The sequence below is a fragment of the Streptomyces sp. NPDC032198 genome (genome assembly GCF_040636975.1).
Taxonomy (GTDB): domain Bacteria; phylum Actinomycetota; class Actinomycetes; order Streptomycetales; family Streptomycetaceae; genus Streptomyces.
Window position 1 is genome coordinate 1 of record NZ_JBEZVL010000017.1, and the last position, 26,352, is coordinate 26,352.

Annotated in this window: 23 protein-coding genes and 2 pseudogenes; 9 read left to right on the plus strand and 16 right to left on the minus strand. The window is 70.1% G+C overall.

Annotated elements, in window-relative coordinates; all coding sequences use genetic code 11:
• Window positions 1-686 (minus strand): polyketide synthase (locus AB0E78_RS35625; RefSeq protein ID WP_361841832.1); only part of this gene is annotated, 686 nt, incomplete at its 3' end.
• Window positions 687-1,059: 373 nt separating this feature from the next.
• On the opposite strand from AB0E78_RS35625, the gene AB0E78_RS35630 reads away from it, so the two are divergent.
• A complete protein-coding gene (locus tag AB0E78_RS35630) occupies window positions 1,060-1,755 on the plus strand; it encodes an SMI1/KNR4 family protein (RefSeq protein ID WP_361841835.1) in 696 nt (231 codons plus the stop codon).
• 113 nt (window positions 1,756-1,868) lie between these two features.
• Here AB0E78_RS35630 and ccrA read toward each other — a convergent pair whose 3' ends face one another.
• From ccrA to AB0E78_RS35655, 5 genes are all read right to left on the minus strand, one after another.
• Entirely contained in the window at window positions 1,869-3,122 is a 1,254-nt protein-coding gene (ccrA, locus tag AB0E78_RS35635) for a crotonyl-CoA carboxylase/reductase (RefSeq protein ID WP_361841838.1), read from the minus strand.
• Between the two features lie 143 nt (window positions 3,123-3,265).
• Complete coding sequence (locus tag AB0E78_RS35640; RefSeq protein ID WP_361841841.1) at window positions 3,266-3,724, minus strand: winged helix-turn-helix domain-containing protein; 459 nt, start codon at window positions 3,722-3,724, stop codon at window positions 3,266-3,268.
• A 214-nt stretch (window positions 3,725-3,938) separates the two neighbouring features.
• Window positions 3,939-4,154 carry an MbtH family NRPS accessory protein gene (locus tag AB0E78_RS35645; protein ID WP_361841844.1) on the minus strand — a complete coding sequence of 72 codons (216 nt, stop codon included), beginning with the start codon at window positions 4,152-4,154 and terminating at the stop codon, window positions 3,939-3,941.
• 138 nt (window positions 4,155-4,292) lie between these two features.
• Entirely contained in the window at window positions 4,293-5,786 is a 1,494-nt protein-coding gene (locus tag AB0E78_RS35650; RefSeq protein ID WP_361841847.1) for a methyltransferase, read from the minus strand.
• A gap of 224 nt (window positions 5,787-6,010) precedes the next feature.
• A complete protein-coding gene (locus AB0E78_RS35655) occupies window positions 6,011-6,772 on the minus strand; it encodes an alpha/beta fold hydrolase (RefSeq protein ID WP_361841849.1) in 762 nt (253 codons plus the stop codon).
• 245 nt (window positions 6,773-7,017) lie between these two features.
• Here AB0E78_RS35655 and AB0E78_RS35660 point away from each other — a divergent pair, with 245 nt between their 5' ends.
• The 3 genes from AB0E78_RS35660 (at window position 7,018) to AB0E78_RS35670 (ending at window position 10,122) form a co-directional block, all read left to right on the plus strand.
• The gene (locus AB0E78_RS35660) at window positions 7,018-7,326 is read left to right on the plus strand and encodes a phosphopantetheine-binding protein (protein ID WP_361841852.1); all 309 of its coding nucleotides are present in this window, start codon (window positions 7,018-7,020) and stop codon (window positions 7,324-7,326) included.
• Window positions 7,323-9,659, plus strand: coding sequence for an amino acid adenylation domain-containing protein (locus AB0E78_RS35665; RefSeq protein ID WP_361841855.1), 2,337 nt, complete (start codon window positions 7,323-7,325; stop codon window positions 9,657-9,659). The genes AB0E78_RS35660 and AB0E78_RS35665 overlap by 4 nt, the downstream gene beginning before the upstream one ends.
• A gap of 139 nt (window positions 9,660-9,798) precedes the next feature.
• Entirely contained in the window at window positions 9,799-10,122 is a 324-nt protein-coding gene (locus AB0E78_RS35670; RefSeq protein ID WP_361841858.1) for an STAS domain-containing protein, read from the plus strand.
• A 23-nt stretch (window positions 10,123-10,145) separates the two neighbouring features.
• Here AB0E78_RS35670 and AB0E78_RS35675 read toward each other — a convergent pair whose 3' ends face one another.
• Both AB0E78_RS35675 and AB0E78_RS35680 read right to left on the minus strand, forming a co-directional pair.
• Entirely contained in the window at window positions 10,146-10,910 is a 765-nt protein-coding gene (locus tag AB0E78_RS35675; protein ID WP_361841861.1) for an NAD(P)-binding domain-containing protein, read from the minus strand.
• A gap of 2 nt (window positions 10,911-10,912) precedes the next feature.
• Window positions 10,913-11,413 (minus strand): hypothetical protein, encoded by a 501-nt coding sequence (locus tag AB0E78_RS35680; RefSeq protein ID WP_361841863.1) that lies wholly within the window; start codon window positions 11,411-11,413, stop codon window positions 10,913-10,915.
• Window positions 11,414-11,522: 109 nt separating this feature from the next.
• Between AB0E78_RS35680 and AB0E78_RS35685 the strand changes: the two genes are divergently transcribed.
• Both AB0E78_RS35685 and AB0E78_RS35690 read left to right on the plus strand, forming a co-directional pair.
• Window positions 11,523-12,152 (plus strand): TetR/AcrR family transcriptional regulator C-terminal domain-containing protein, encoded by a 630-nt coding sequence (locus AB0E78_RS35685; RefSeq protein ID WP_361841866.1) that lies wholly within the window; start codon window positions 11,523-11,525, stop codon window positions 12,150-12,152.
• A gap of 75 nt (window positions 12,153-12,227) precedes the next feature.
• Entirely contained in the window at window positions 12,228-15,296 is a 3,069-nt protein-coding gene (locus AB0E78_RS35690; protein ID WP_361841869.1) for an AAA family ATPase, read from the plus strand.
• A gap of 32 nt (window positions 15,297-15,328) precedes the next feature.
• Here the strand turns inward: AB0E78_RS35690 and AB0E78_RS35695 are convergent, their stop codons facing one another.
• From AB0E78_RS35695 to AB0E78_RS35720, 6 genes are read right to left on the minus strand one after another with little or no spacing between them, the layout of a single operon-like run.
• Window positions 15,329-16,300 (minus strand): fumarylacetoacetate hydrolase family protein, encoded by a 972-nt coding sequence (locus AB0E78_RS35695; protein WP_361841872.1) that lies wholly within the window; start codon window positions 16,298-16,300, stop codon window positions 15,329-15,331.
• A 41-nt stretch (window positions 16,301-16,341) separates the two neighbouring features.
• A complete protein-coding gene (locus tag AB0E78_RS35700; protein ID WP_361841875.1) occupies window positions 16,342-17,280 on the minus strand; it encodes a VOC family protein in 939 nt (312 codons plus the stop codon).
• A 31-nt stretch (window positions 17,281-17,311) separates the two neighbouring features.
• A complete protein-coding gene (locus AB0E78_RS35705) occupies window positions 17,312-18,307 on the minus strand; it encodes an amidohydrolase family protein (protein ID WP_361841878.1) in 996 nt (331 codons plus the stop codon).
• Entirely contained in the window at window positions 18,304-19,434 is a 1,131-nt protein-coding gene (locus AB0E78_RS35710; protein WP_361841881.1) for an FAD-dependent oxidoreductase, read from the minus strand. The genes AB0E78_RS35705 and AB0E78_RS35710 overlap by 4 nt, the downstream gene beginning before the upstream one ends.
• A 41-nt stretch (window positions 19,435-19,475) precedes the next feature.
• Complete coding sequence (locus AB0E78_RS35715) at window positions 19,476-20,438, minus strand: cyclase family protein (RefSeq protein WP_361841884.1); 963 nt, start codon at window positions 20,436-20,438, stop codon at window positions 19,476-19,478.
• A complete protein-coding gene (locus AB0E78_RS35720) occupies window positions 20,435-21,463 on the minus strand; it encodes a fumarylacetoacetate hydrolase family protein (protein WP_361841887.1) in 1,029 nt (342 codons plus the stop codon). The genes AB0E78_RS35715 and AB0E78_RS35720 overlap by 4 nt, the downstream gene beginning before the upstream one ends.
• A gap of 137 nt (window positions 21,464-21,600) precedes the next feature.
• On the opposite strand from AB0E78_RS35720, the gene AB0E78_RS35725 reads away from it, so the two are divergent.
• On the plus strand, window positions 21,601-22,509 hold the full coding sequence (locus AB0E78_RS35725) for a LysR family transcriptional regulator (RefSeq protein ID WP_361841890.1): 909 nt from the start codon (window positions 21,601-21,603) through the stop codon (window positions 22,507-22,509).
• Window positions 22,510-22,576: 67 nt separating this feature from the next.
• Here AB0E78_RS35725 and AB0E78_RS35730 read toward each other — a convergent pair.
• A pseudogene (locus AB0E78_RS35730) lies at window positions 22,577-22,765 on the minus strand (alpha/beta hydrolase); the annotation flags it as partial.
• Here AB0E78_RS35730 and AB0E78_RS35735 point away from each other — a divergent pair.
• Window positions 22,754-23,212 (plus strand): annotated as a pseudogene (locus AB0E78_RS35735) (AraC family transcriptional regulator); the annotation flags it as partial. The pseudogenes AB0E78_RS35730 and AB0E78_RS35735 overlap by 12 nt on opposite strands.
• Before the next feature lie 220 nt (window positions 23,213-23,432).
• Window positions 23,433-24,908: an FG-GAP-like repeat-containing protein gene (locus tag AB0E78_RS35740; protein WP_361841893.1), complete on the plus strand. Its 1,476-nt coding sequence runs from the start codon at window positions 23,433-23,435 to the stop codon at window positions 24,906-24,908.
• A gap of 115 nt (window positions 24,909-25,023) precedes the next feature.
• Here AB0E78_RS35740 and eno read toward each other — a convergent pair whose 3' ends face one another.
• A complete protein-coding gene (eno, locus tag AB0E78_RS35745) occupies window positions 25,024-26,331 on the minus strand; it encodes a phosphopyruvate hydratase (RefSeq protein ID WP_361841895.1) in 1,308 nt (435 codons plus the stop codon).
• Window positions 26,332-26,352: the final 21 nt, after the last annotated feature.

The window sequence follows — 26,352 nt, forward strand, 5'->3', positions numbered from 1 at the left end:
ATCACCGTCACGCCACCGGCCAGCGCGACGTCACACTCGCGCTGGCGCAGCGCGGTCACGGCCAGGTGCAGGGCCACCAGCGAGGACGAACACGCGGTGTCCACCGTCACCGCCGGGCCCTGCAGCCCCAGCGAATACGACACCCGACCCGACAACACACTGCTTGCCCTGCCGATGTTGACGTATCCGTCCTGATCGCCGAGACCGTGCCCCAGGCTGCCGTAGTCGGCGCTCATCGTGCCCAGGTAGACGCCGGTGTTGCTGCCCTCAAGGGTTTCGGAACGGATCCCGGCGCGTTCGAGGGCTTCCCAGGAGGCTTCCAGGACCAGGCGTTGCTGGGGGTCCATTGCCTGTGCCTCGCGCGGGGGGATCCCGAAGAAGTCCGCGTCGAACTCCTCGACGTCCTGAAGGAATCCGCCGGTACGCGCATAGGTCTTGCCCACGGCCTGCGGGTCCGGGTCGTACACGTCCCAGCCGTCCCACCGCGACGGGAAGCCCTCGATCGCATCCCCGCCCGAGGACAACAACTCCCAGAACTCCTCCGGCGTCCCCACCCCACCCGGCAGCCGACACGCCATCGACACGATCGCGACCGGTTCGGTCAGCTGTGCCTCCAGATCGGTTGCCCGCCGTTGGAGTTGCCGGATCGCGGGCAGGGCGATTTCCAACCGATTCTGTTCAGGCATCGAGAGTTCCTTCCAAGAAGTGCAAGGTGTGGAAGCGTCTGGAGTTCGCGGAGGACATTCGGCCATGCCGATCCGCGAGCGTGAATTCCCTTATGGCTTCGGGAAAAGTCTCGCGGATCGGCGTGACTCGATGATGTCAGGCAACCCGGCTCTCGATCTCTTTGCTCTTCTCGTGTGCGGCTTTCTCTCGATTGCCGCACAACCACGTCTTGAGCGTTCTCTTAGGGCTTGTCGCGCTGAGCGTTTCAGTCTTGCCTCTCCAGGGTGAGGACGGCCTTGGAGGTGACGTGATGCGGTGAGGGCCGGTGCGGGGGTGGGAGGAGGCGGAGCAGGATGCCTGCTCGGAGTACCATCCCTGCGAGGGTCTCGGTCGGTGATCCGCAATGTGGCTTTCTGCGCACGTACTTCGGGATTACGGCGTCAGGCATCGACGCTCCGAACGGCAACCCCCGCAGTGGTGCAGTCGTATGAGAATCCGTGGGAGAGGGCAGAGGGAAAAATGGGTGTGGTGGAGAGCTGGTCCCGCGTGATGAATCTTCTTCGGCAGCACGCCCCGGCCGATCACGCGGATCTGCCTGGGCCCGCCACGGAACGGATGCTCGCGGCCGCCGAGGAACGGATGGGTATACCCCTCCCTCAGGATCTGCGGGCGTGGCTGCTGCAGAACAATCTGGATCTTCCTGAGGAAGATGTGGACGACGATGTGGCATGTTGCGGATTCGCCGGCTTCCCAGATGAGGGAAGTTTCTTTCTGGGTATCCGGGCGATGGAGAAGCTCTATGCGAACCGCTCCATGCCCGGTGGATTCGACCCTCCGGACCAGCCGGACCATCCGTTCTGGCGCAATGAGTGGATCCCCTTCCTGTCGGACCAGGACGGCTGGACGGGAAAGTTCATCGACGTGCGGGACGGGCGTATCGGCAGGTGGTTCGTGGGTGAGATCACGATCACGGGTGAGTACGCATCACTGGCTCACTATTTCGACTCCGTGGCGGAGATGCTGACGAAGATCGCCGATCGAAACCACCCGGTCTGCGAGGTCGCCGAAGGTCGACTCGTCTGGTCGTGAAACACGAGATCCCGTGTGAACCCCAGACCCGCACTACGCTCTGATCGACGTCACTGACCCCAGGCGCTTCCGTTCGGTGAGGCCGTCCGTGAGCCCCCGGGCGGTTCAGCGGCTCAGCGGCCCAGGAGGCCGGGGTTGTTTCTCGCGCCGACCAGTACGGCCGAGTTGCCCGGCGCCTGCACACCCTCGAGCAGGTCCTGATGAGCCCGGCCGATCTCCTCGAAGGCGTAGGTGTGCCCCAGGTGCGGATCCAGGAGGCCCATGTCGACGAGGCGGGTCACGGCGTGGCACTCGCGCGGATTGGCGAAGTGAGATCCCTGAAGCCGCTTCTGCCTCATCCACAGATATCTGAGGTCGACGTCGACGTTGAAGCCGGATGTGGCTCCGCAGATCACGATCATTCCGCCCGTGCCGCACACGTAGACCGACGTGGGGATGGTGTCGCTGCCGGGATGCTCGAAAACTATCTTGGGTGATGCCTTCTCGCCGAGGATGTCCCAGATCTCCCGCCCGAAGGCGCGGAGTTCGGCAGTCCACTGCTTGTGCTCTTCGGTGCCTGGCTGAGGCACGCGTCCCCAGTGGCTGTACTTGGTCCTGTCGATGACGCCCGTGGCACCCAGGTCGAGGCAGTACTTGGCCTTCTCCGGTGAGGACACGACGGCGATGGGCCTGCCCCCCAATTGCCGGGTCAGGGATATGGCCATGGAGCCGAGGCCGCCGGAGCCGCCCCAGATGAGGACACCGTCCCCGGGCTGAACCGTGTTGGGTGCCCAGCCGTTGAGCTGTCGGTACGCCGTCGCACCGGTCAGCAGAAACGCAGCGGATTCCGCCCAGCTCAACCTGGCGGGCCTGGGCAGACACTGGAAATCGGCGGCCAGGGCGAACTGGGCGAAGGAACCCCAATTCGACTCGTAGCCCCACGCTTTCAGTGATGCCGCGAGCATGGGATCGACGCCGAGCCGAACGTCAGGATCGTCGTCGTCCCATACGCCGGCCGACACGATGACCTCGTCGCCCACCTTGACATGCCGTACGCCGGCTCCCACCTTCCAGACGACTCCGGAGGCGTCCGATCCGCCGACGTGGAAGTCTTCCTGGCTGCCCTGTCGCTGACGTGCGCCCACCACATCGACGGGGTGTCCCTTGGCGGCCCAGACGTTGTTGTAGTTGATCCCGGCGGCCATGACCGCGACGAGGACGAAGCCGGGCGGAACCTCAGGTGTGTCAACGACCTCCGTCCGGAAGGCTGTTTCCGGATTCCCGTACCGTTCCGGGCGGATGACCGACGCGTACATGGAGGTGGGGACGGTCCCGAGCGGGGGCAGGTCTCCTACCTCGTAAAGAGTGCTGGTCGTCGAGGAGTCCACTGTAATCTCCGGTGTCGAGTGGTCGGTTGGGGCCTGGGCTCAGTCGAGTGCCGCACGGCGTCGGCGCGTATGTGATCGTGCGAGGCGCACGTGATCGCGCGGGGGCGCCGGCATAGGGCGGCAGACCTTCGGGTTCGTGCCGGTCAGATGCCGGAGGCGCTCGTCATGGCGACGGGCTCGGCGGGGACCGCGTTCTCCAGCATGTAGCCCCGCCCCCACACGGTCCGGATGGACAGGCCGATGGGCTGGAGCCGGCGGCGGAGCCGCATGATGTGCAGATCGAGCGAGTTCCTGTTCAACACCAGCGTCTGCAGGGCGAAGCACCGCTCGAACTCGGTGCGGTGCACGACGTCGCCGAAGCGGTCGACGAGCAGCCGCAGCAGTTCGGTCTGCGTGGGGGAGACGGTGACGGAGTGCTGACCGAAGCTCAGGGTCCCGGTCGAGTCGATCGCGGGTACCCCATTGCTGTCGAAGCGGTTCTGCAGCACCGCGACCCGGGCCGCCAGGTCATCCCGGGAGACCGGGGGGCGTATCCAGTCCTCGACCGGGTCGTTGCTGATCGGCGGCTGCGCACCTGCCTCCACGACGAGTAGTCGCGGCATGCCCTCCTGGCGGCAGCGGATCCTCAGATCCGCCTGCGCCGGCCATCGGACGAAGACGACGTCGGAATTTCGACCACCCACAGCACGTCCTCCCTGTACATCCCACGTGCATCCCGGTGTGTCCCGGTGCGACCCACGAAAGGCCATGGGCCTCTCGGCGCGGACGAGCCCCGGTCGAGTCGGTCGGCTCGGTCGGCACAGGGGGGACGCTGTCTCAGGAGGCCGGTGTTGCCTCGCGCAGGCTCCGGGGCCGGATGTCGGTCCAATGCTCCTCGACGTACGCGATGCTCTCCGCCCGCCCCATCGGACCGGCCACGACCCGCCAGCCGCCGGGGACGCCGGTGAACGTGGGCCACAGCGCGTGCTGCTCCTCGTCGTTGACCACGACGTGGAATTCACCGTTCTCGTCGTCGAACGGGTTCACTGCCATCTCGCCTCCAGTGCTTCGTTGTCTCGTTGCTTTCACGTTGCTTGCACGTCCGGCTCGCGACGGAAGCCGGGGCTGCGGGCCGATTACGGGCCTATTGCGGGCCGATCGCGTGTCTGGCTTCCGTATGTGTGGCGAGTCCTACTGGCCGTCGGCTCGCTCCGGTTCGGGGAGGGCGGCGTGGTCCACCTCGCCACGGGTGGTCAGCGGGATGCGTGCGACGACCAGGATGTCGTCCGGCAGCAAGTCGTCGGGCAGTTCGGCCGCCAGGTCCCGCCGCAGCACCGCCGGCAGTCTGGACGCCTTGCGGGACACCGCGGGCGCGTTGGCGAGCGGCCTGGCCCGGGTGTCCATGGGGCGGTACACGCCCCCGTAGCAGCGCGTGCCGTCCGCTGGCACGATCACCGCCTCGAACCAGCCGGGTGCCTCGGCCGACCAGGTGCACAGGACCGCCCAGCCGTGCTGCTCGCCCCAGGCCTCCAGCGCGTGCGGGTCGAGCGGTGTCTCCTGCGCCGTGGCCGGAACCCCGCACTCGGCCGCCTCGCTCACCAGCCTGGCGTTCGGAATCCGGGTCAGCCGCAGGCGGCCGCCGTGCCGGGCCAGCTCGGCCTCCAGGCCGGACACCTGGTGCACGTCCGAGCCCCAGAGGACGATCGGGACGTCCGCGAGGTGCGTCGGCCTGCTCGACCGCTTGTGCAGGACGACTTCGTAGCGGTGACGGGTGAGTTCGTTCCCGTCCGATCCGGGCTTCAGCCGGACGTCCACGGCCACGATGTCGCGGCGCGCGTCGGCCCACTCGGTGAAGTAGCCCGGATCGAGGCCGAGTTCCGTCTCTCCGAGGATGGCGCGTGCGACCGCCGCCCGGACGGCGGACGGCTCGTCACCTGGACGCTGGGCGTGGTGGACGGCCGTGAGGAACTCCCGCAGGGTGCCGTGGTTCCGGACGTCGCCGATGATGATCCGGCCGCCTGGTGCGAGCCGTTGGAGCGCGACGTCCAGGACGGCAGAGAGATAGGCGGCGTCGGGGAAGTACTGCACGACCGAGTTGAGGAGGACGGTGTCGAAGTACTCCGTCGGCAGTCCGTCGGCGACGTCGGCGGGCTGGCATCGCAGGGTCACCTTGTCCCTCAGCCGCGGATCCATGCTGACCTGGGCGCCGAGCCGTTCGATGACCGGCTCCGAGAAGTCGGTGCCCCAGTAGACCTCGGCCTCCAGGGCCAGCGGACCGAGCAGGAGGCCGGAGCCGACCCCGATCTCCAGCACCCGGCGTGCCCCCAGACCGCGCACTCGCTCCACCGCGGACGCGCGCCACTGGCGCATCTCCGACAGGGGGATGGGCTCGCGCGTGTAGGAGCTGTTCCATCCGGTGAAGTCGTCGCCGATCCCGGTGGTCTCCGGTGCGGTGTCGCCGTACATCGAGTCGTAGACCGCGCGCCACTTCTCGACGTGCTTGGTCACGGCCGCGTCCGGCACGTCGGGTACCACGTACGCCACCAGGTGCCGCTCACCGGCCCGGTTCTCGTGGGAGACCACGGCCGCCCGCGCCACGCCGTCATGCCTGCGGAGCGCGGCCTCGACCTGCTCGAACCCGTCGATGGACCACTTGCGCTGGTGCGCGTACGTGAGGGGCGCCATGCTCCTGTTGCCTTTCGGTCGTCCTGCGCGGGGTTGTCGGCCGGTGGCCTCGGGCCCGCCCCACTGCCGGGTGGGTCGGCACAGACCGCCGTCACTCGTCGGCCACCCTAGGAAGGGATTCTTGAGTCATCCGAGGGCCTGACAGATGTCTGCCAGACCCGACGTCTGTGCCGGTGCCGGTGCCGGTGCCACTGTCAGTGCCCGTGCCCGTGCCCGGCCCGTGCTCAGGCGACGGCCGTCAACGCCTCGCGGATGGCCGCCGCGAGGTCCGCGGGACGACTGCTCGGCAGGTCATGGTCGCCCGGCAGCGAGACGAAACGGAACGGCCCGGTGGTGAGTGCCGACCACGCGCCGACCTGGGTGGGGTCGACGGTGTGGTCGTCGTGGCCGTGCACGGCCACCGTCGGCACCGGCACCGGCTCGGTGCCGCCGCCCTCGTACAGCTCGAGCTCGTAGGTCTCGAGGAGTTCGTAGTCGGCGCGCAGGGCGGGCTCGACGATGTCGAGCAGTTCCTCGTTGGCGAGCAGCTGCGAGGGGAGGTACCCGTCCTTCACGACCTGCTGGAGGAAGTCAGCCCGCGGCAACTCCCACGTGGGCTCGCGTCGGACGCTCCCAGGGGCCGGGTGCGAGGAGACGACCAGCGCCCGCACCCTTGCGGGGCCCAGGCGCCGTGCCACCTCGAAGGCGATCGTCGAGCCGGCGCAGTGCCCGTACAGCACCACCGGCCGTCCCTCCGCGTGGTGGAGCAGTTCGGCGGCGAGCTTGTCGGCGAGCTCGGGCATGACGGTCTCCACGGGATCCCCGAGCCGGGACTCCCGGCCCGGGAGGCGTACCGCGAAGGCGTCGAACGTGTCGGAAAGCTCGACGCACAACTGACGCACCGTGGTCACGCCGGCGCCCGCATGCGGAAAGGCGTACAGCGCGCACTCCTTGAGGCCCTCGTGAGGGACACCGACGAACCAGCGACTCTTCGTTTTCGTTGCCATGTACGTGAGGATGACCGGCCACCGCGGCCCAAGGGCGCCAACCCTGACTGACCTCTGAAAGATCCTCGGACAGTGGCCGATCTCCCCGGCAAGACTGACATCAGGCCGGGACCCCTCGGCCGGGTGAGCAGCGCGGACCACGCGCGTGACGGCAACCTCGTGACGGCAGCCTCGTGACGACAACAGGGAAACGGCGAGAGTCAGTTGAAGAAGCAGAGCACCGAGAGAGAGCGCAGGGGAGAGCGGTGAACAACTTCGGATCGGTCGGGTTGGCGAGCCCGGAACACGCCGGCCATGAGGGCCCGGACCTTGAACTGCTCCGTGCCCAGGTGCGGGTTCAGTGGGCCGACGCACTGGAGGACGACGACTTCGGCGACGACGAGGACTTCTTCGAGGCCGGAGGGAACTCCCTGCTGGTCGCCGAGATCATGGCCGCCCTCGGATCGCTGCTCGGCGCGCGTCTGGCCCTCCGGCTCTTCTTCGACCACCCGACGGTGAACGAACTGACCGGCGCGCTGGCGGCCCACGGGGCCCTTCGCGCACCGGCCCCGTGAGCGCCCCGCCGGCGCCCCTGTCGGGCGCCCCCGGGAGCGAGTGGAACGAGACCGCGCGGCCGTTTCGCGAAGACGCCACGGTCCCCGGCCTCATCGCCGAGGCCGCCCGGCGGTACCCGGACCACCCGGCGATCGTGACCTCGGACAAGCAGGTCCTCACGCACGGCGAACTGGACCGCCAGTCCAATCGGCTGGCACGGCTGCTGCGCGAGCTGGGACTGGGCCGGGGCTCCGCCGTGGGCATCTACGGCGAGCGCGACGCCTGGGCCCTCGTCGGCATGCTCGCGGTGCTCAAGGCCGGTGCCTCCTACGTCCCGCTCGACCGGGCGTGGCCCGCTCCCCGGGTGGCCGGGCTGCTCGACCAGCTCGACGTGGCGGCCGTGCTGACCGACCGCGCGTCCCTGCCCTCCGTACAGGAGTTCCGGTGGGAGGTGCCTTCGCTGCGCCATGTGCTGTGCCCCGACATCGCCGAGGAGTTCTCCTGGTCGGCCACTTTCCGGCGGGAGCGGGTCGCGGACCTCTTCGACCACGTGTCCGGCTCCCCGGATCCGCTCGAAGCGGCAGGATTCAACACCCGGCGCTCGGAACGGCCCTACACCGCGGATGACGTGCAGGGCTACCAGGACCACGTTGCACGGTTCGTACGGGACGCGACGTCCGCCGAACGGCCCTCGGTCCTGGAGATCGGGTGCGGTTCCGGCCTCCTCGTCGAGGCGCTGGCACCGTGGGCATCCCGCTACGTCGCCGTCGACCCCTCACCGGTGTCCGTGGCCCGCAGCAAGGAGACCGGGGACCGCGTCGGGGGCGAGGTCGAGGGCGTGGTGTGCTTCGCCCACGAGGCCGCCGAGCGGGTACACGGCCCGTTCGACGTCGTCGTGCTGGCCAGTACGGCGCAGTTCCTGCCGGACCTCGACCACCTGACCGGCGTGCTCGACTCGCTCCTCGGGCTGCTCGCCGACGACGCGGTCATCGTCCTCGCCGACCTCATCGACCCCGGCCTCAGCACCTATTCCGGCCTCCGGGTGCCGCCACGCTTCATCGAGCGCCTCCCCGATGTCCTGCCCGGGGTGGCCCGCACGAGCATCCACCGCCGCCGGGCCGAGGAGTTCACGGGCGAACTGGCCGAGCGCTACGACGCCGTCATCCACGTCGAGCCGTCCCGCGACCGTGTGACCCACGGCCGTGAGCCGCTGTGGACCGGTCACCACGTCGGACTCCAGCCGACCGCCCCCCTCGCCACTGGTCCGACGGCCGACGACGTCTGCTACACCATCTTCACGTCCGGCTCGACCGGCGCGCCCAAGGGCGTCGTCGTCACCCACCGGTCGGCGGTGAACCTCATCGACTGGATGAACCGCACCTACGAGGTCGGGCCCTCCGACCAGATCCTGTTCGTCACGTCCTTCTGCTTCGACCTCTCGGTCTACGACATCTTCGGCGTGCTGGCCGCCGGTGCGACCATACGGCTGGCGTCCGCGGCGGAACTCGCCGAGCCCGACACCTTGGTGGACCTGCTCGAACAGCAGGCCATCACCATCTGGGACTCCGCGCCCGCCTCCCTGGCCATGGTCATGCCCTTCGTCCAGGCCCGCGAGCCCGCCGGGCGCGACGCGCTCCGCATGGTCCTCCTCAGCGGCGACTGGATCCCGGTGCCGCTCCCGGACCAGATCCGGGCCGCGTTCCCGAACGCCGAGGTGGTGGCGCTGGGCGGCGCCACGGAAAGTACCGTCTGGTCGAACCACTACCGGGTGGGCGACGTCGACCCCGCGTGGCCGAGCATCCCCTACGGGAAACCGATGCAGAACATCCGCTGCTACGTGCTCGACGCCGACCTGCGGCCCTGCCCTCTCGGCGAGGAGGGCGATCTGTACGTCGCCGGCACCTGCGTGGCCATGGGCTACGCCGCGGCAGCCCCCCTCACTGCCGCCAAGTTCCTGCCCGACCCGGGAGCCACGCACCCCGGCGAGCGCATGTACCGCACCGGTGACCGCGCCCGCTGGCTGCCCAGCGGCGACGTGGAGTTCCTCGGCCGCCTCGACGACCAGGTCAAGGTGCGCGGCTACCGGATCGAGCTGGGCGAGGTGCAGAGCGCTCTCCTGCAGTGCCCGGGCGTCCGGGCCGCGTCGGTGGTGGCGCCCACGGGACGGGGCGGGCGGACGCTGGCCGCCTTCTACGTGCCGACGGCAGAGCCGCTCTCGAAGGCCGCGTTCGTACGTGCTCTGCGCAGGATCCTGCCGTCGTACATGATCCCCGCACGCCTCATCGCACTCGACGAGATGCCCCTCACCAGCACGGGCAAGATCGACAGGGCGGCGCTCCTGGGCCGCCTGTGAACGCCGTGGCGGCGTACGCATGAACCAGCCGAACCAGCCGCAGAGTGCGGGCAGGGTCAGCCGTACGACCGCCACGGCGCACGCATGGCGGACGCACCGCGCACGTACGGCGTGGGCGCGAGCGGAGCACAATGCGGGCATGAGCCTGTTGACCGTCCGTCAGACCACCCCCGAGGGCACCGCGTTCCTCATGCTCGCACTCGTCGGTGAACTGGAGGTCGTCAACGTCGACAAGCTCACCGATGCCGCGGTCCGTGCGATCGCAGACGGTCAACGGCACCTCCTGCTCGACCTCACCGGCATCACCCGGTGCGACACCGGCAGCCTCTACACCCTCCTGGGGATCCGGCATGCCGCCAACCACGCCGGTGGCAGCCTCGCCGTCACCGAGGCCAGCGCCTCCGTCCACGAGGCCCTCCTACGGACCGGACTGCGCGAACTGCTGCCCGTCACACCGGGCTGAGCCACCCGGAATGGTCGGGGTCGCTACCTCAGATCGGCGAGGAGGCCGTCGAGGGCCTTGTGGAGGGCTTCGGAGTTGGCCGGGCCGAACCACGTGGTGCGGATGCGTTCGTTGTTTCCGTTCGGAGTCTCGTGGTCGGCGGCGAGTTGGTGCAGGGAGCGGGATTCGTCGCTCAGGGCGCGGCCGACGGCCTGGAAGAGGCCGCGAACGTAGCGGTCGGCGTCGCCGGAGGCGATGCCCTGACCGGCAGCCCACGACGTGAGCGTGGCGAGGTACGAGTAATGCGTGGTCAACGTCCCCGTCAGCGCCGAGAAGACATTGAAGGCCGCCTCGTCCGCGACCGGCAGTACCCCGCCCAGGCTCTCGAAGAGAGGGTCCACGACCGGGTGCGCCGGGTACGTCACCGTGACGGAGCGGCGTTCGCGTATGGAGGGCAGGGGGATGGCCCGTATCAGCGGGGCGTCGGTGGCCAGGGTCCGGCGCAGCTTGTCGGTGGCGACGCCGGCCATCACGTTGACCACGATCTTGTCGTGGCCCACCTTCAGGCCGGCCAGGGCTTCGTGATGGTCCTGACGGCGTACGGCGATGATCACCACCTCCGAGCGGTCCACCACCTCCTGGTTGTCGGCACAGACGTGTACGCCCTCATAAAGCGCGGACAACTCCCCAGCCGTGCGGGCCCCTCGGGGCGAGAGGAAAACCTCGCGCGACGTGCCGCCCCCGTCGCACAGGCCCGTCACAATGGCCCGGCCGATCTCGCCCACTCCGATGATGCCGATGCGCTTCACTGCTACTTCCTCCTTGGGGTGTGGTGGCCGTGAATCATGCTGGTCCGGGCCCGCGATCGCCCCCACAGGAGCGCGACCGCCAGGAGGGCTGCCAGCCAGGGAGCCATCCCGGCCCACCCAAGGGCCGGCGGCAGACCGGTCTCGCCGGAGGTGTCCGTGGTGAGCAGCCCGGTCAGCCCGACGCTCGCACCGAGCACGAACAGCACGGTCACGGCAGGGCGCGCCCACCATTTGCCCGCCTTGACGGCCCAGGCCGCCCAGAGCCACGCGATGACGCCGAGCGCCCCGATGACGGACAACAGGATGAGATAGGTGGTGACGGCCGATTCGATTCGTGCCTGGGTGTACGCGGAATAGCCGGCCCGGATGTGATCGGCCAGCAGGTGGCCGGTGGCACGGTCCGCGTAGGGGAGGGCCGTCGCGGCGACCGTGAGCCCAAGGCCCGCGTACATCGCGCCGATTGCCCCTCTGGTGGCCGCGTCATGGCAGTGGACCTCACGCATATCTCCTCCTTGGTCGGATGTGTGGACCGCCGGTGAGAAACCTACGCCGTAGGATTACGTCCCGTACGGTAATTTCTACGGCGTAGGTTTGGCAAGGAAGGGAGCGGCCGTGGCCAGACGAACTCAGGGCACCTCGGCGGGACTCGACCGCGGGCGCATCGCCGTCGCCGCCGTCGCACTGGTCGACCGCGACGGCCTGGAGCGCTTCGGGGTGCGGCGACTCGCGCAAGAACTCGGGGTCGACCCGATGTCGATCTACCACCACATCAAGGGCAAGGCGGCGCTGCTGGACGCGATGTCCGAGGCGGTGCTCGCCGAAGTGGTGGCCGCCGTGGACGATGACGCATCCCACCACTGGGAGGAAATCGCCCGCCGGACGGCACACGGCTACCGCGATATGGCCTACCGGCACCCCCGGGTGTTCCCGTTGCTGGTGACGCGCGCCCAGACCTCGCCGGTGGCCATCTCCGCCCTGGAGGAACTGGTCACCGCGATGCGCGAGGCCGGTCTGCCCGACCGGACGGTCGCGGACGCGCCCATGGTCCTGTTCAGCTTCCTCAACGGCCACCTGCTGGCACGCACCACCGAAGAACCCAGCGCCGTGCCCGCGTTCGACGCCGGAGCGTACCCGGCCATGGCCGCCCTCACCCCCCTCATGACCGACTTCGGATCCCTGACGGAGTTCGACCGGATGCTCGACACCGTGCTGGCCGGCATCAAGGACCGGGCGACCGGCTAGGACCCGGCCGCGGCGGCATTCGCCGAGGCCGAAGCCCTTGCCCCTGACCTCGCACGACGTGCGATGCTTGGCGCTGTGCCCAGCAGTCATATCAGCCCCGTTTTCGTAGGCCGCGGCGTCGAACTGACTGCCCTTGGCGAGGCCTTGTCCCGGGCCGATGCCGGGGAGCCCGGAGCCCTCTTCGTGGGCGGTGAGGCAGGGGTGGGCAAGACTCGGCTGATTCAGGAGTTCCTCGGCCGGGCCACAGCGAACGGGGCCGTCGTCGCCCTCGGCGGGTGCGTCGCAACCGGCGCCGACGCCCTGCCGTACCACCCTGTCTCCACCGCCCTGCGCTCGCTGCGCCGCCGGCTCGGCGCGGAGCTCGACGCCGCCGTCGCCGGCCAGGAGGGCGAACTCGCCCGACTGCTGCCCGAACTCGGCGAGATGGACCGCGGCCAACCCGAAACCGACAGCCGCGCCCGGCTCTTCGAACTCACCGTCCGCCTCCTGGAGCGTCTGGCCGCGCACCGCACCCTCGTCCTGGTCCTGGAGGACCTGCACTGGGCGGACCGCTCCACCCGGGAACTGCTCAGCTATCTGCTGCGCGCCCTCACCGACAGCCGCCTGCTCATCGTCACCACATACCGCTCCGACGACCTGCACCGCCGCCACCCGCTGCGCCCCGCCCTCGCCGAGTACGAGCGGCTGCGCACCGTCACCCGCATTGAACTGCCCGCCTTTGACCGCTCCGAGGTCCGTCTCCAGCTCGCCGCCATCCACGGCGAGGCCCCGACCGAGCAGGTGCTCGGCCGGGTCTTCGACCGCTCCGAGGGCAACGCGTTCTTCGTCGAGGAGCTGGCGAGCAGCATTCAGGGCGGCTCCCCGGGCGGCATCAGCGACTCCCTGCGAGACCTGTTGCTGGTCCGGGCCGAGGCACTGCCGCACGACGTGCAGCGCGTGGTGCGGATCGCCGCCCAGGGCGGCTCCGAGGTGGAATTCCGGCTCCTGGCCACCGTGACGGGCCTCGCCGATGACGAGCTGATCGAGACCCTGCGTACCGCTGTCGGCGCCGCCGTCCTGCAGCCCTCCGACGAGGGCGAGTCCTTCCGCTTCCGGCACGCCCTGATGCGCGAGGCCGTGGCAGGAGACCTGCTGCCCGGCGAGCGCTCCCGGCTCAGCCGCCGCTACGCCGAGGCACTGGAGAACGACCCCGCACTCGTACGGTCCGGAGAGCGCGCCGGGCGCCTCGCCGGCTACTGGTTCGACGCCCGCGACCCGGCCAGGGCGCTGCCCGCGATGATCGCCGCGGCAGCTGTCGCACGCGGCCGGCACGCGTTCGCCGAACAGCACCAACTCCTGGAGCGGGCACTGGAGCTGTGGGACGACACCCCCGAGGAGCTGCGCCACCAGGCGATGCGGCAAGGCGTCGACGATGGCCTGTGGCCGGTCATCTCCCCGAACGCTCCCGGGGACTTCGTGGACCTGCTCGCCGCGATCACCCTTGCCGCGCGCCTGGCGGGAGAGCGGGAACGGGCACTCGCCATCAGCAAGCGGGCGCTGCGCCAGCTTGAGGGTGACCCCCCAATAAGTGCCTCTCTATTTCCCCGAGCTGTCGGCTCAGCTCGGGCGGGGGACGCGGCCTTGGGCGGGGGAGACGCCCTCCGCGCCGCCTGGTTCTGGATCGAGCGCTGCCAACTGATGCGCGACCTCTGTCGCTCCGACGGCTGGGACGAGATCTCCCGCGCCCAGAAGCTGGTGAAGGGTCTGCCGCCGTCCGTCGTACACGCCCATGTGCTGACGCATTTGGCGCACTGGTACATCAATCACCAGCCGGGGCCGCTGGCGATCGAGACCGCTCAGCAGGCCGTGGAGCTCTGCCGGATGACGGGTGCCGAGGTCACCGGCCTGGCCGCGCGGCACACCCTGGCTTGGCTCACCATCCACGCGGGCGACGTCGAGACCGGGCTCGAGCAGGCCCGCGAGGTGTGCGCCCGGAAACTGGAGCCGGGCAATGCCCAGATCCTGCTGCGTGGCTACGGCAACCTGTCCACGGCGCTGCACGGCATCGGCCGCTATGCCGAGGCCGTCGAGGTCGCCGAGGAGGGCAGCGGTCTCGCGGACCGGCACGGGCTGCCGGACATCGCCTCGTTCATCGACGGCAACCTCGCCGAGTCCCTCACCGAGCTCGGCCGCTGGGCCGACGCCGACGACGTGCTCGAACGCGCCGGTGGCCGCCGCGGGGTGAGTGCCCGTACCCAGGGTCAGCTCGCCGGGCAGGCGGTCGAGCTGGCCCTGGCGCGGGGCGCGTACGACGTGGCCCGGCGATGGCTGGAGGGGCCCGACATGTGGGCCACCGGCAGCTACCCGGAGCCGCAGAACACCCTGCCCATGGCCCGGATCGCCATCGCGCTGGCGGCCGCCGACGGCCGGATCCTCGACGTCCGCTCCCTGCTGGAGTCGGCGGTCGGCGAGGGTGTCGCATCCGGCCACCATCGCTACGGCTGGCCGCTGCTGTACGAGGCCGCGGCGGCGGAGGCACGGGCCCGCGGGCTCGCGGTGGCCGAAGTGGGGCGCGAGGCGGCGGTGGAGCGCATCCGCGATGCCATGAAGGGCATGCCGGAGTTCGTACCGCTGTGGTCCGCTCAGTCCCTGATGATCCAGGCCGAACTGCTCACCGCCGAAGGCGAGGACGCCACCGCTCGCTGGACGGAGGCCGTCGCCGCCACCGAGCAAGTTGAGGCCCCGGTACTGCCGGCCACCGCTCGACTGCGGCTTGCGGAGACCCTGATCACCCGGGGCGGTGCCGAGGCCCGCGGAGCGGCCGGTGAGCTGCTGCGGCAGGCCGATGCGGCAGCGCGCGAACTGGGCGCGGCGCCGCTCGCATCGGAGATCACCGAGCTGGCGGGCCGCGCTCGCATCCGACTCCGGCAGACCGACGCGGAACCGGCCCCGCCCCCGGCTGCGGCGCTGGGGCTGACCACCCGGGAGCGAGAGGTGCTGCGGCTGGTCGCCGCCGGGCGGAGCAACCGGAGAATCGCGGAGGAGCTGTTCATCTCCCCGAAGACGGCGAGCGTGCACGTCTCCAACATCCTGGCCAAGCTGGGCGCCTCAGGCCGAGGAGAGGCCGCCGCGATCGCGCACCGGCTGCGGGTCTTCGACGGGTGAGGGCCCGCAGGTCCGGCGGGGTCACGCCCCGCTCACGGCCGCTCCCGAAGGCGGCGTCGGCCCGCAGGAAGCGGTACGGGGGCGACGCCGGGCACCACGGAGACGGTCAGCGTGCCGATGCCCTCCACGGTGAGCGTGACGGTGTCGCCGGGCTTGAGCGGCGGGGGAGTCCGCTCGCCGCGCACGCCCCACAGCTCCGCGAGGCACCCGCCGTTGCCGCAGGTCCCCGACCCGAGCAGATCGCCGGGCACGACGCGGGTGCCGCGTGAGGCGTAGGCGGCCATCTCCTCGAACGTCCAGCTCATGTTGGACAGCAGATCGCGGCCGACGACCTCGCCGTTGACCTCCGCGGTCAGGGCCAGGCGCAGGAACCCCTCACGGTCGCGGTGGGGCTCCAGCTCGTCGGCGGTGACCAGGCACGGGCCGATGCTGTTGGCGGTGTCCTTGCCCTTGCAGGGCCCCAGGCCGACGTTCATCTCGGCGGACTGCAGGTCCCGGGCGGACCAGTCGTTGAGGATGGTGTAGCCGACGATGTGGTCGCGGGCCTGCTCGGGAGTGAGGTCACGGCCCTCACGGCCGATGACGGCAGCGACCTCGAGTTCGAAGTCCAGGACGGCCGAGCCCGGCGGCACGGGAACGGGGTCGTGCGGGCCGAACACCGCATGGGGGTTGGTGAAGTAGAACGTCGGCGCCGCGTACCACTGCTCGGGAACGCCGCTGACGCCGTTGACGGATCGGCGTACGCCCTCGACGTGTTCCTCGAAGGTCACGAAGTCGCGCAGCGAAGCGGGCTGGAGCGGTGGCAGCAGCCGGACGTCGGCCACGTTCGGGCCGGGGGGCGCGTCCAGCGCCCGCCCGCCCAGGTCGAGCAGGGCGGGAAGGCCGCCGCCGGCCGCGATGACGTCGGTCAAGGACCGCACCCCGGGAAGCGGGAACAAGGCGCCGCCCGCATCGAGGGCGGCAACCTGTACGGACTGATGGTGTTGGTAGGTGACGAAGCGCATGGGGGCTGCTCCCCTTCAGATGGGCCCGGCAGTCGGGTCGGTCAGACCGGCGGGGCGACGAACACGCCGCGGTCGACATCGTTGAACGACTCCTTGGCGACGAGTTCGTTCATGGGGTTGGCCGTGCCCCACTGGTCGGTGACCTCGGGCTGCGAGAAGTCGTAGATGTGCGGGTGCCAGGTGTCCTCGTCCAGGTTTTCCAGCTCGGTGGTGTACTCGACGGTGTTGCCGTGCGGGTCGAGGAAGTACGTGAAGGTGTTGTCCCCGGCCATGTGCCGGCCAGGGCCCCAGATCTTGCGGAATCCGGCGCGCATCACGCGGCCCGATCCGCGCATGTACTCGTCCAGGCCGCGCATCTCGAAGGAGACGTGGTGCAGCGCCGTGTGCGGGCCCTGCGCCAGCGCCATGGAGTGGTGCTGGCTGGAGATCCGCATGAAGTGCATGACCTCGCCCATGTGCGGTGAGCTCAAGGTGTCGGACAGACGGAAGCCGAGGTGTTGCTCGTACCACGCCCGAGTGCGGTTCAGGTCGGGGGAGTTGAGCACGACGTGGGAGAGCTTGACCGGGATGGCCTCCTTCTCCTCCACCTTGCGGTGCCGGCGCGCGGCCACGTCGGTGGAGACCTCGATGGTGCGGCCGTCGACGTCGAAGAACCGGAAACCGTAGCCGCCGCCGGGGGTGTCCACCGTGCCCGGCTGCGAAATCAACTCAACGCCTCCGGACAAGAGTTGCTCGGCCAGTGTGTCGACGTCCGTCCGGGAGGCGGCGCCGTAGGAGACCAGGTCGAGGCGCTTCTCGTCGGCCTTGCGCAGCCGCACCACGTACTGTTCGGGCGATCCCTCGGCGGCCAGGAACGAGATGCCCGAGTCCTCGGCGACCTTGGTCAGGCCCCAGACGCCGGCGTAGAAGTCGAGCTGCTTGTCGTAGTCGGGCACGGCGAGGTCGACGTGCCGCAGGTGGGTGAGCAGGCGAGAGGTCATGAGGGTCCTCCTTCAGGAAAGGCCGGCTTCTTCAGGGAAGGTCGAGCAGCGCGGCAGCGGTGGCGCCGCGGACGGCTTCGAAGCCGGCGTCGTCCAGGCGGGCGGCGCGCAGGGCCCCGACGGGGTCCGGGGAGCCCATGTCGAAGGGGAAGTCGGAGCCGAGCAGGACTCGGTCCGCTCCCGCCACGCGCACGAGCTCGCGCAGCACATGTGGGTCATGGACGAGGGAGTCGAAGTACAGGCGCCCGAGGTAGCTGCTGGGCAGTTGGGCGCAGCCTGCGCCCGCGTCCGGGCGTGCCCGCCAGGCGTGGTCCGCGCGGCCGATGTGCGTGGGCAGGTAGCCGCCGCCGTGCGCGGAGATGATCCGTAGACCGGGGTGGCGGTCGAGGACACCGGAGAAGATCAGATGGGACAGGGCGACGGCGTTCTCGGTGGGCTGGCCAACCGAGTTGGACAGGTACCACTGGTCCAGGCGCTCATCCAGCGTGCAGCCGAAGGGGTGCAGGAACAGCAGTGCCCCGGTCTGCTCAGCCCGCGCCCACAGGGGCTCGAGGGCGGGGTCGGACAACTCGCGCCCGGGAGCATGGCTGGAGATCTCCACGCCCAGCAGCCCTGCCTCAAGCGCGTGGTCCAGCGCGGAGACGGCCAGTCGCGGATGCTGCAGCGGTACGAGGCCCAGACCGCGCAGCCGTGACGGGGCAGCCGCACAGTGCGCGGCGATGGCCTCGTGCGCGAGACGGAACAGCTTCGACGCCAACTCCTCGTCGGCCCAGTAGTGGTAGTGCGAAGGGGAGGGGCTGACCAGCTGGACGTCGACCTGCTGCTCGTCCATGGCCCGCAGCCGGACCTTGACGTCGGTCAGCCGGGCGAACCGCTCCCTGATCATCTCCCCGCTGACCTCGAGCGCGACCGGCCCATTGCGCCGCGCGTCCAGTGCCTTGGCCTCATCGAGGCCCGGCTGTCCGGCGATCAGGTGCTCCACCTCGGGCAGCAGTACATGGGCGTGCACATCGACGGTCGGTGTCACGGGCGCTCCTGGAGCCGGGCCATCGTGCGGGCCATCAGGCCGGGTACGTCGGCGTCGCGGACCTGGTCGAGCTGCCACTGGCCCAGTTGTACGGACGCCTCGACGACCGCCCGCACGCGCCCGATGCGTCGCTCGTAGTAGGCGCTCAGCAGTGCGTCGCCCCAGGCGTCGCCGCCTGTCAGCAGCTCGGCGAGCACCGCGGCGTCCTCCAGGGACATCGCCGCGCCCTGGGCGAGGGTGGGCGGACAGCAGTGCGCCGCGTCACCGATGAGCACCACGCGGCCGCGATGCCAGGAGCCCTCCACCAGCAGCCGGTCGAACCAGGTGTAGTTGACCTGCCCGGGGTCGGTGATGGTCCTGGTGATCTCGGGCCAGTGGCCGTCGTAGGCCGACGCGAGACGGACCATTTCGTCGGCGTAGCGCTCGGGAGGGAGCGTGGCCCGGTCCCGGCAGGCCTCCGCGACGTACGCGTACAGCGTGGTCTCGCCGGTGGGGCAGTAACCGGCGATGTAGGCGGGCCCGCCGTAGGCGAGGTCGGTGCGGGTCACGCCCTGGGGGCGCGGCGCGGCCACACGCCAGATGGCCATGCCGGTGGGCTCGGGTGTGTCGGTGATGCCGATCGCCGTGCGGGTGGCGGAGCCCAGACCATCGGCGGCGACGACGAGGTCGTACCGGGCCTCGTGGCCGTCGCTCAGGCGCACCGTCACACCGGCGTCGTCCTGGCCGACGATGGTCGCGGTGGTGCCGAGGCGGACGTCGGCGCCGCTTGCACGGACCGCGTCGATGAGGATCCGCTGCAGCTGCGGGCGCTGCATGCCGACCGTCGCGGGCAGGTCGTCGCCGCCGGTGCGGATGTCGTCCTGGACGTGCAGCACCGTGCCGTCGGGGGCCGTGATGCCGACCGAGCCGAATCCGTAGCCGCGGGCGCTGACCTGCTCCCACACACCCAGGTCGCGCAGCACTCGTAGGGCGTTGCCCTGCAGGGTGATACCGGACCCGGCGGTGGCGTTCCAGTCCTGCTTCGCCTCGACGAGATCGACCGCGACGCCGGCCCGGCGCAGCAGGATCGTCAGGGCGTTGCCGGCCGGGCCGCCTCCGATCACGAGGACTTTGCGCGAGGGGGGCATGGAGAACTCCTTTGTCGCGGTGCTTACTTGTGTCCCAGTACTCACTTGACGGCGAGCGGGTTGATCGGCGAACCGACCGCCCCGGTGATGGGCAGCGGCGGCGCCGCCAGGAAGAACTCGTAGATGCCGTCCGCTGCGCAGTCCTCGCCCAGGGCCTCCAGGTCCCACATCTCGCCCACGAGCAGGCCCAGGTGGGGAATGACGACCTGGTGCAGGGGCTGGAAGGCGGACTCGAACTCGTTGGGGCGGACCTCGAAGCCCCAGGTGTCCGTCGCGATCGCGGCGATCTCACTGCGGTGCAGCCAGTCGGCTGTCGTGAACGACAAACCAGGGGCGGGGCCCCCGGCGTACTCGCCCCAGCCGTCGCGCCGCACCCGGGCGAGCTGGCCGGTGCGCACCAGCACGATGTCGCCGCGCTCCACGCTCACACCCTGAGCGAGCGCGGTCTCCTCAAGATGAGCGGTGGTGATGGCGAACCCGTCCTGGAGCTCGTCGTCATGGCCGATCGCGCGTCCCACGTCCAGCAGCACGCCACGGCCCACGATGTGCGCGGCCATGTGCTCGATGCCGGTGACGAGGTCACCGTCGGAGGTGACCGTGGTCGCGGCATCGCGCCCGTTCCACGCCTTGCCGTGGTCGAAGATGTGCCCCAGGCCGTCCCACTGGGTGGAGCACTGCAGCGGCATGGACACCACGTCGTCCGCGCCGCCGATCCCGTGCGGCAGACCCTGTGTGCCCAGCGCGGCGTCGGCGCCGGTGTCGAGCATGGTGTGCACCGGGTTGGTGCGCCGACGCCAGCCCCGCTGGGGGCCGTTCATGTCGAAGGGCTGGGCCAGCGAGAAGCTCACACCACGGCGGACGAGGGCCGCACCCTGGACGCGCTTGGCCTCATCGAGGAAGTTCAGTGTGCCCAGGCGGTCGTCCTTGCCCCAACGCCCCCAGTTCGAGCAGGCCTTGGCGGCTTCGGCGACGGCGCCTTCCGGGTCGTGACGGTCGAGGTTCATGCGGGCACCTCGGCCACACATCGGGTGCGCTGGGCACCGAGCCCGGTGATGGACGCGTCCATCACGTCGCCGTCGCGCAGCAGCCGGCCCCAGTGCATGCCGTTGCCGGCCGGGCTGCCGGTCAGCACCAGGTCGCCGGGCATCAACCGCACGGTCTCGGATATGTAGCTGACCAGCCGTGCGACCGAGAAGATCATGTCCTGGGTCGACTCGTCCTGCATGGCCTCGCCGTTCAGCTTCAGCGTGACCCGGAGGTCGTCCGGGGTCGGGATCGACCGCGCGGGCACGATCCAGGGACCCAGCGGGGTGAATCCGGGGGCGTTCTTGCTGCGCAGCCAGTCGGTGCCGATCTGCGGCATGTCGCGGCGGAAGACGGTGGCCCGGTCGGTGAGGTCGTTGGCGATCGTGTAGCCGGCCACGTGCTCCAGCGCCCGCTCGACCGGGACCCGGTAGGCGGGCCGACCGATGACAGCGGCCAACTCAAGCTCCCAGTCGGGCTTCTCGGCCCAGGCGGGCAGCACGACATCGTCGAAGGGGCCGGTGATCGCACTCGGCAGCCCCATGAAGACGTACGGCAGGTCCTCGGCGGCACGCCGGTCCATGATCCGCGCGGCTTCGGCGCGCGCCTCCTCCTCGCTCAGTCCGTCCGAGCCGTCCCGGTGCGCCACATGCAGATCGATGACGTGCCGCCGGTAGTTGGCGCCGGACTGCAGCACCTGCCGGGGTGCGATCGGCGCGTGCACCCGGAACTCGCTCACGAGCGGGTCACCATCGGAGGGGCGGTCGGCCAACTCGGCGAAGACGACCGACAGTCGGTCCCAGTCCTCCATGACGCCGAGCATCGTCAGCCCTGCGTCGCCGAGGGCCCGGCGCAGATCCACCACGGATCCGGCACGGCGGACCAGCGCGGGAAACGCGTCCTGGCCGGGGGCCGAGACGGTTCCCAGGGCGTAAGGGCCGGAGAAGAGGTGGGGGCCGGAGAGGTCGGTGCCGGAGAAGTGCGCGGGGGCGGCTTCAGGTTTCACGAACAAGTCCTCCTGATTGCGGTGTGACCAATCTGGCCCCCACACCCCTGATCAGGGAAATCGATTCTGTGGATAGTCTTCATCCAGCAGACGAATACCACTGGTGCCGTGCCCAAAGAATCGCCGAAGAAGGCCCCGTGAACCTCTCCAGCCTCGATCTCAACCTCGTCGTCGCCCTGCGCGCCCTGCTCGAAGAACGCAACGTCACCCGCGCCGGCCAGCGCGTGGGCCTGTCCCAGCCCGCGATGAGCGCCGCGCTGTCCCGCCTGCGCCGCCACTTCGACGACGACCTGCTGGCCCGCACCGGCGGCCACTACGAGTTGACCGCCCTGGGGCAGATCCTCCTGGAACGCACCTCCACAGCCTGCGACCTCCTGGAGCGCCTGTTCAGCAGCCAGGCCGACTTCGACCCCGCGACCGAGAGCCGCACCTTCACGCTGATGGCCTCCGACTACGCGGTGGCCGTCTTCGGTGCAGCCCTCGGGCGTCTCGTACATGCCGAGGCCCCTCACGTCAGGCTCCGTTTCACCCAGACACCGACGACCGTCGTGGAGGATCTCGGTGTCCTGCTCAGCACGACCGACGGCCTGTTGATGCCTCACGGCGTGGTCGGCGATGTGCCCCGCACCGACCTCTTCCGCGACGAATGGGTCTTCCTGGTGGCGGAATCCAACACCGAAGTGGGTGACCACCTCACCCGGACCCAGCTGGCCGAGCTGCCCTGGGTCACGTACCAGCGCACCTACGACGCGCCCGCCGTACGGCAGTTGAGCATGCTCGGCATCGAACCCCGCGTGGAGGTCTCGGTCGACAGCTTCGCCATGCTGCCCTTCATGGTGGCCGGCACGCATCGGATCGCCCTGGTCCAAAAGCGCCTGGCCGAGCTGATGCAGGACCTCTCGGCCGTACGTCTCCTGCCGCCGCCCTACGAGGCCGTGCCGCTCCAGGAAGCCTTGTGGTGGCACCCCCTCCACACGCACGACTCCACCCACATCTGGCTCAGGCAGGCCGCCTTGCGCGTCGCCGCGGAGCTGGACGACGCCTGAAACGGTAGGTCAGTTGTCAGGCGGAGAGTGAGGCCGTCGGCGCGAAGGCCGTGATCGCGTCGACGAGGGCGGGGACGCTGATCATGCGGGTGTGCTCGGAGACGTCCTCCGCGATGCCGCGCAGCGGCCACGCCGTGCGGGCGGCGTCGGCGCCGGACCGCGAATCGGTCGCGATCCGCGCCTTGATCGCTTCGGGCAGCTCGGTCGAGGTGAGGATGGTGTCCCGCGCGCCGGCGACGGATTCGTCGGAGTCGAAGCGTCCGCCCCCACCGCGGACATCTCGATGGAGCTGCCCGAGATCCTGCTCTCCGCGCTCATCGCCCGGTTCCGCCCACCGCACAGCGAAGCGCGGTCGACGAATCCGGTGTTCCGGCTGTTCCGGTCCAGCGTCGAAGCGCACTTCCGGGAACACCACGACGCCGGCTACTACGCCCGGGCACTGGGATACGCGCCCCGCACCCTCTCCCGAGCGGTACAGCAGGTCACCGGCCGCACCGCGAAGGCGTACATCGTCGATCGGCTCGTCCTGGAGGCCAAGCGGCTCCTCGCACACGACCGCCTCACCGCGGCCCACTGCGCCGGCACGCTCGGCTTCCCCGACGCGTCCAACTTCTCGGTGTTCTTCCGAAACGCCACGGGCCTGCGCCCGGGCGCATGGCAGGCGACGGCGGTGCGCCGGAACACTCCAGGAGGACCGGCGTAGTGTCCGCGACGACGCCGTCCAGGCCCGCGCTTTGGGCCGCCCTCTCAGGTGCCCGGAGCCGGGCTCGGCCCGTGCAGCGCCCATCTGTCAGGCCCGAAGATGGCCCGCTCCCGTTCAAATGCCGTTCAGCGCACAACCATCGGCCGTTTCCGCATGTCTCGCAGATGAATCACATCCATGCGCACGCGTCTCGACACCGCTCGCGCTTTGAGGAGGAACCGTGGGCATCCGCAAACCCGCCATATCGACCGCCGTTGCCGCAGCCCTGATCGGGTCGCTCGGCGTGCCGATCGTCGCGAGCACCGCATCCGCGAAGGACGGCGCCACCACCGTCCGCGAAGACTTCGACGGAGACGGCTACCAGGACGTCGCCGTCGCCGCCCCCGGCGCGAAGATCGGCGGCCACACCGCGGCCGGATACATCACGATCAGCTACGGCTCGGCGCACGGCATCGACCCCCAGCGCACCACGGTCATCACCCAGGACACCCCCGGCGTCCCCGGCGACTCCCGGGACAACAGCGTCTTCGGCTACGCGATGGTCTCCCGCGACCTGGACGGCGACGGCCTGACCGACCTGGCCGTGGTCACCAGGGACTACCGACCGGAGGAGAACGCCAACGGATCAGTGATCGTCCTGTGGGGCCGCAAGACCGGCATGACCGGCCAGGACGCCGTCCGCATCGCCGCACCGGCGAACGCCCAGGTCGGCGACGACCTCACCGCGGGCGACTTCGACGGTGACGGGCACACGGATCTGTTCATGCGCAACGGCGAGGACTACGACTACCACGACGTGCTCTACGGCCCCTTCAAGCGTGACGGCGCCCCCGCCCGCGAGCAGCAGGTGCAGGTGTACAGCACCGACAACTCCATCAACTCCACCGCCACGGGTGACTTCAACGGCGACGGCATCGAGGATCTCGCGACCTTCTACGTCTACGAGAACCATGCCGAGGGCGGCAAGCTGTGGCTCGGCACCAAGTCCGGCCTGTCCACCGTCCCGCAGCGGCTGAACTCGGCCTCCAGCACCGCCGTCGCCGACTTCGACCAGGACGGCTACGCCGACCTCGCCACCCGGATCTTCCCCGGCGGCGACACCGAGGGCACGGAGGAGGACCCGGGCACCGTCAAGATCTACTACGGTTCGGCGTCCGGCCCCAGCCAGACCCGTACGCAGACGGTCACCCAGAACACGGCGGGCGTGCCCGGGGCGCACGAGAAGGGCGACCAGTTCGGCGGACGGCTCAACGCGGGCGACGCGAACGGCGACGGATACCCGGACCTGGCCGTCGGCGTCCCCGGCGAGGCGATCGGCTCGAAGGTGAAGGCCGGCGCCGTGGTACTGCTCAAGGGCGGCAAGGACGGGCTCACCGGTAAGGGCGCGCAAGCGTTCCACCAGGACACGGCGGGCGTGCCCGGTGCCGCGGAGTCCGGCGACGTGTTCGGCGGGTCGGTACGACTGCTCGACGCGACGGGTGACGGCAAGGCGGACCTGATCGCGGGCGCGCCGGGCGAGAACCTGGGCACCGTCGTGAACGGCGGCGCGGTGTGGCTGCTGCGCGGCAGCGCCTCCGGCCTGACGGCCTCGCAGTCGGTCGCGGAGAACCCTGGGGACATCGGGGCACCGGCGCCGAAGGCGCTGTTCGGCGAGAACCTGAGCGGCGACAACGGTCCCGGAACGGTGATCCCCTAGCACGGCTGCCGCAAAGGGGCGCCACCGACCTGCTCGGCGAGTACGGGCCCCCAGGTCGACCTGGGGGCCCGTACTGGCCTCTACCTCTGCTTCTGCTTCTGGTTCTGTCTGCTGGTCACGGCCGACGCAGTGCGGAGCGGCCCGCGAAGCGCGCCGAGTTGCCCAACTCCTCCTCGATCCTGATGAGTTGGTTGTACTTCGCCGTGCGGTCGGAGCGGGAGAGTGAGCCGGTCTTGATCTGACCGCAGTGGGTCGCCACCGCCAGGTCCGCGATGGTGGTGTCCTCCGTCTCGCCCGAACGGTGCGACATGACGGCCGTCCAGCCCGCCTGGTGGGCCGTGGCCACCGCGGTCAGCGCCTCGGTCAGCGTTCCGATCTGATTGACCTTGACCAGGACCGAGTTGCCGACGCCGGTGCGGATGCCCTCGCGCAGCAGTGTCTCGTTGGTGCAGAACACGTCGTCGCCGGTGAGCTGGCAGCGGTCGCCGACGCGGGCGGTCAGCTCGCGCCAGCCGTCCAGGTCGTTCTCCGCCATCGGGTCCTCGATGGAGACGACCGGGTACGCGTCGATGAGCTTGGCCAGGTAGTCGGCGTGCTCGGACGGGGTGCGGCGCACCCCCTCGCCCGTGTAGTCGTACATGCCGTCGCGGAAGAACTCCGACGCCGCCGGGTCCATGACCAGGCCGATGTCCGTGCCGGGGCGGTAGCCGGTGCGTTCGACGGCGGCCATCACGAAGTCCAGCGCCTCCTCGGCGGTACGCAGCGCGGGCGCGAAGCCACCTTCGTCGCCGACGCCCGTGGAGTGCCCGGCGGCCAGCAGGTCGTGGCGCAGGGTGTGGAAGACCTCGCTGCCCATGCGTACGGCTTCGGCGAAGGTGTCCGCGCCGACTGGGGCGATCATGAACTCCTGGAAGTCCAGCGGATTGTCGGCGTGGGCGCCGCCGTTGACGATGTTCATCATCGGCAGCGGCAGCAGGTGGGCGTCGGCGCCGCCGAGGTAGCGGTAGAGAGGCTGGCGATGGGCCGCCGCGGCGGCCTTGGCGGTGGCGAGGGAGACGCCGAGGATCGCGTTGGCGCCGAGCCGGGACTTCGTGGCGGTGCCGTCGAGGTCGACCAGGGCGGCGTCGAGACCCGCCTGGTCCGCCGCGTCCCGGCCGCGCACACACGCCGCGATCTCCTCGTTGACGTGGGCCACCGCGCGGTCGACGCCCTTTCCGTGCCAGCGTGCGGCGTCTCCGTCGCGCAGTTCCACGGCCTCACGGGCGCCGGTGGAGGCGCCGGAGGGGACAGCCGCGCGCCCCAGGGACCCGTCGGTGAGGACCACGTCGACCTCGACCGTGGGGTTGCCGCGGCTGTCGATGATCCGGCGGGCGGTGACGGTCTCGATGGTGGCGTCGACGGTTCCAACTGCCTTTGCGGACATGGGAGGTCCTTCCCTTTGTCA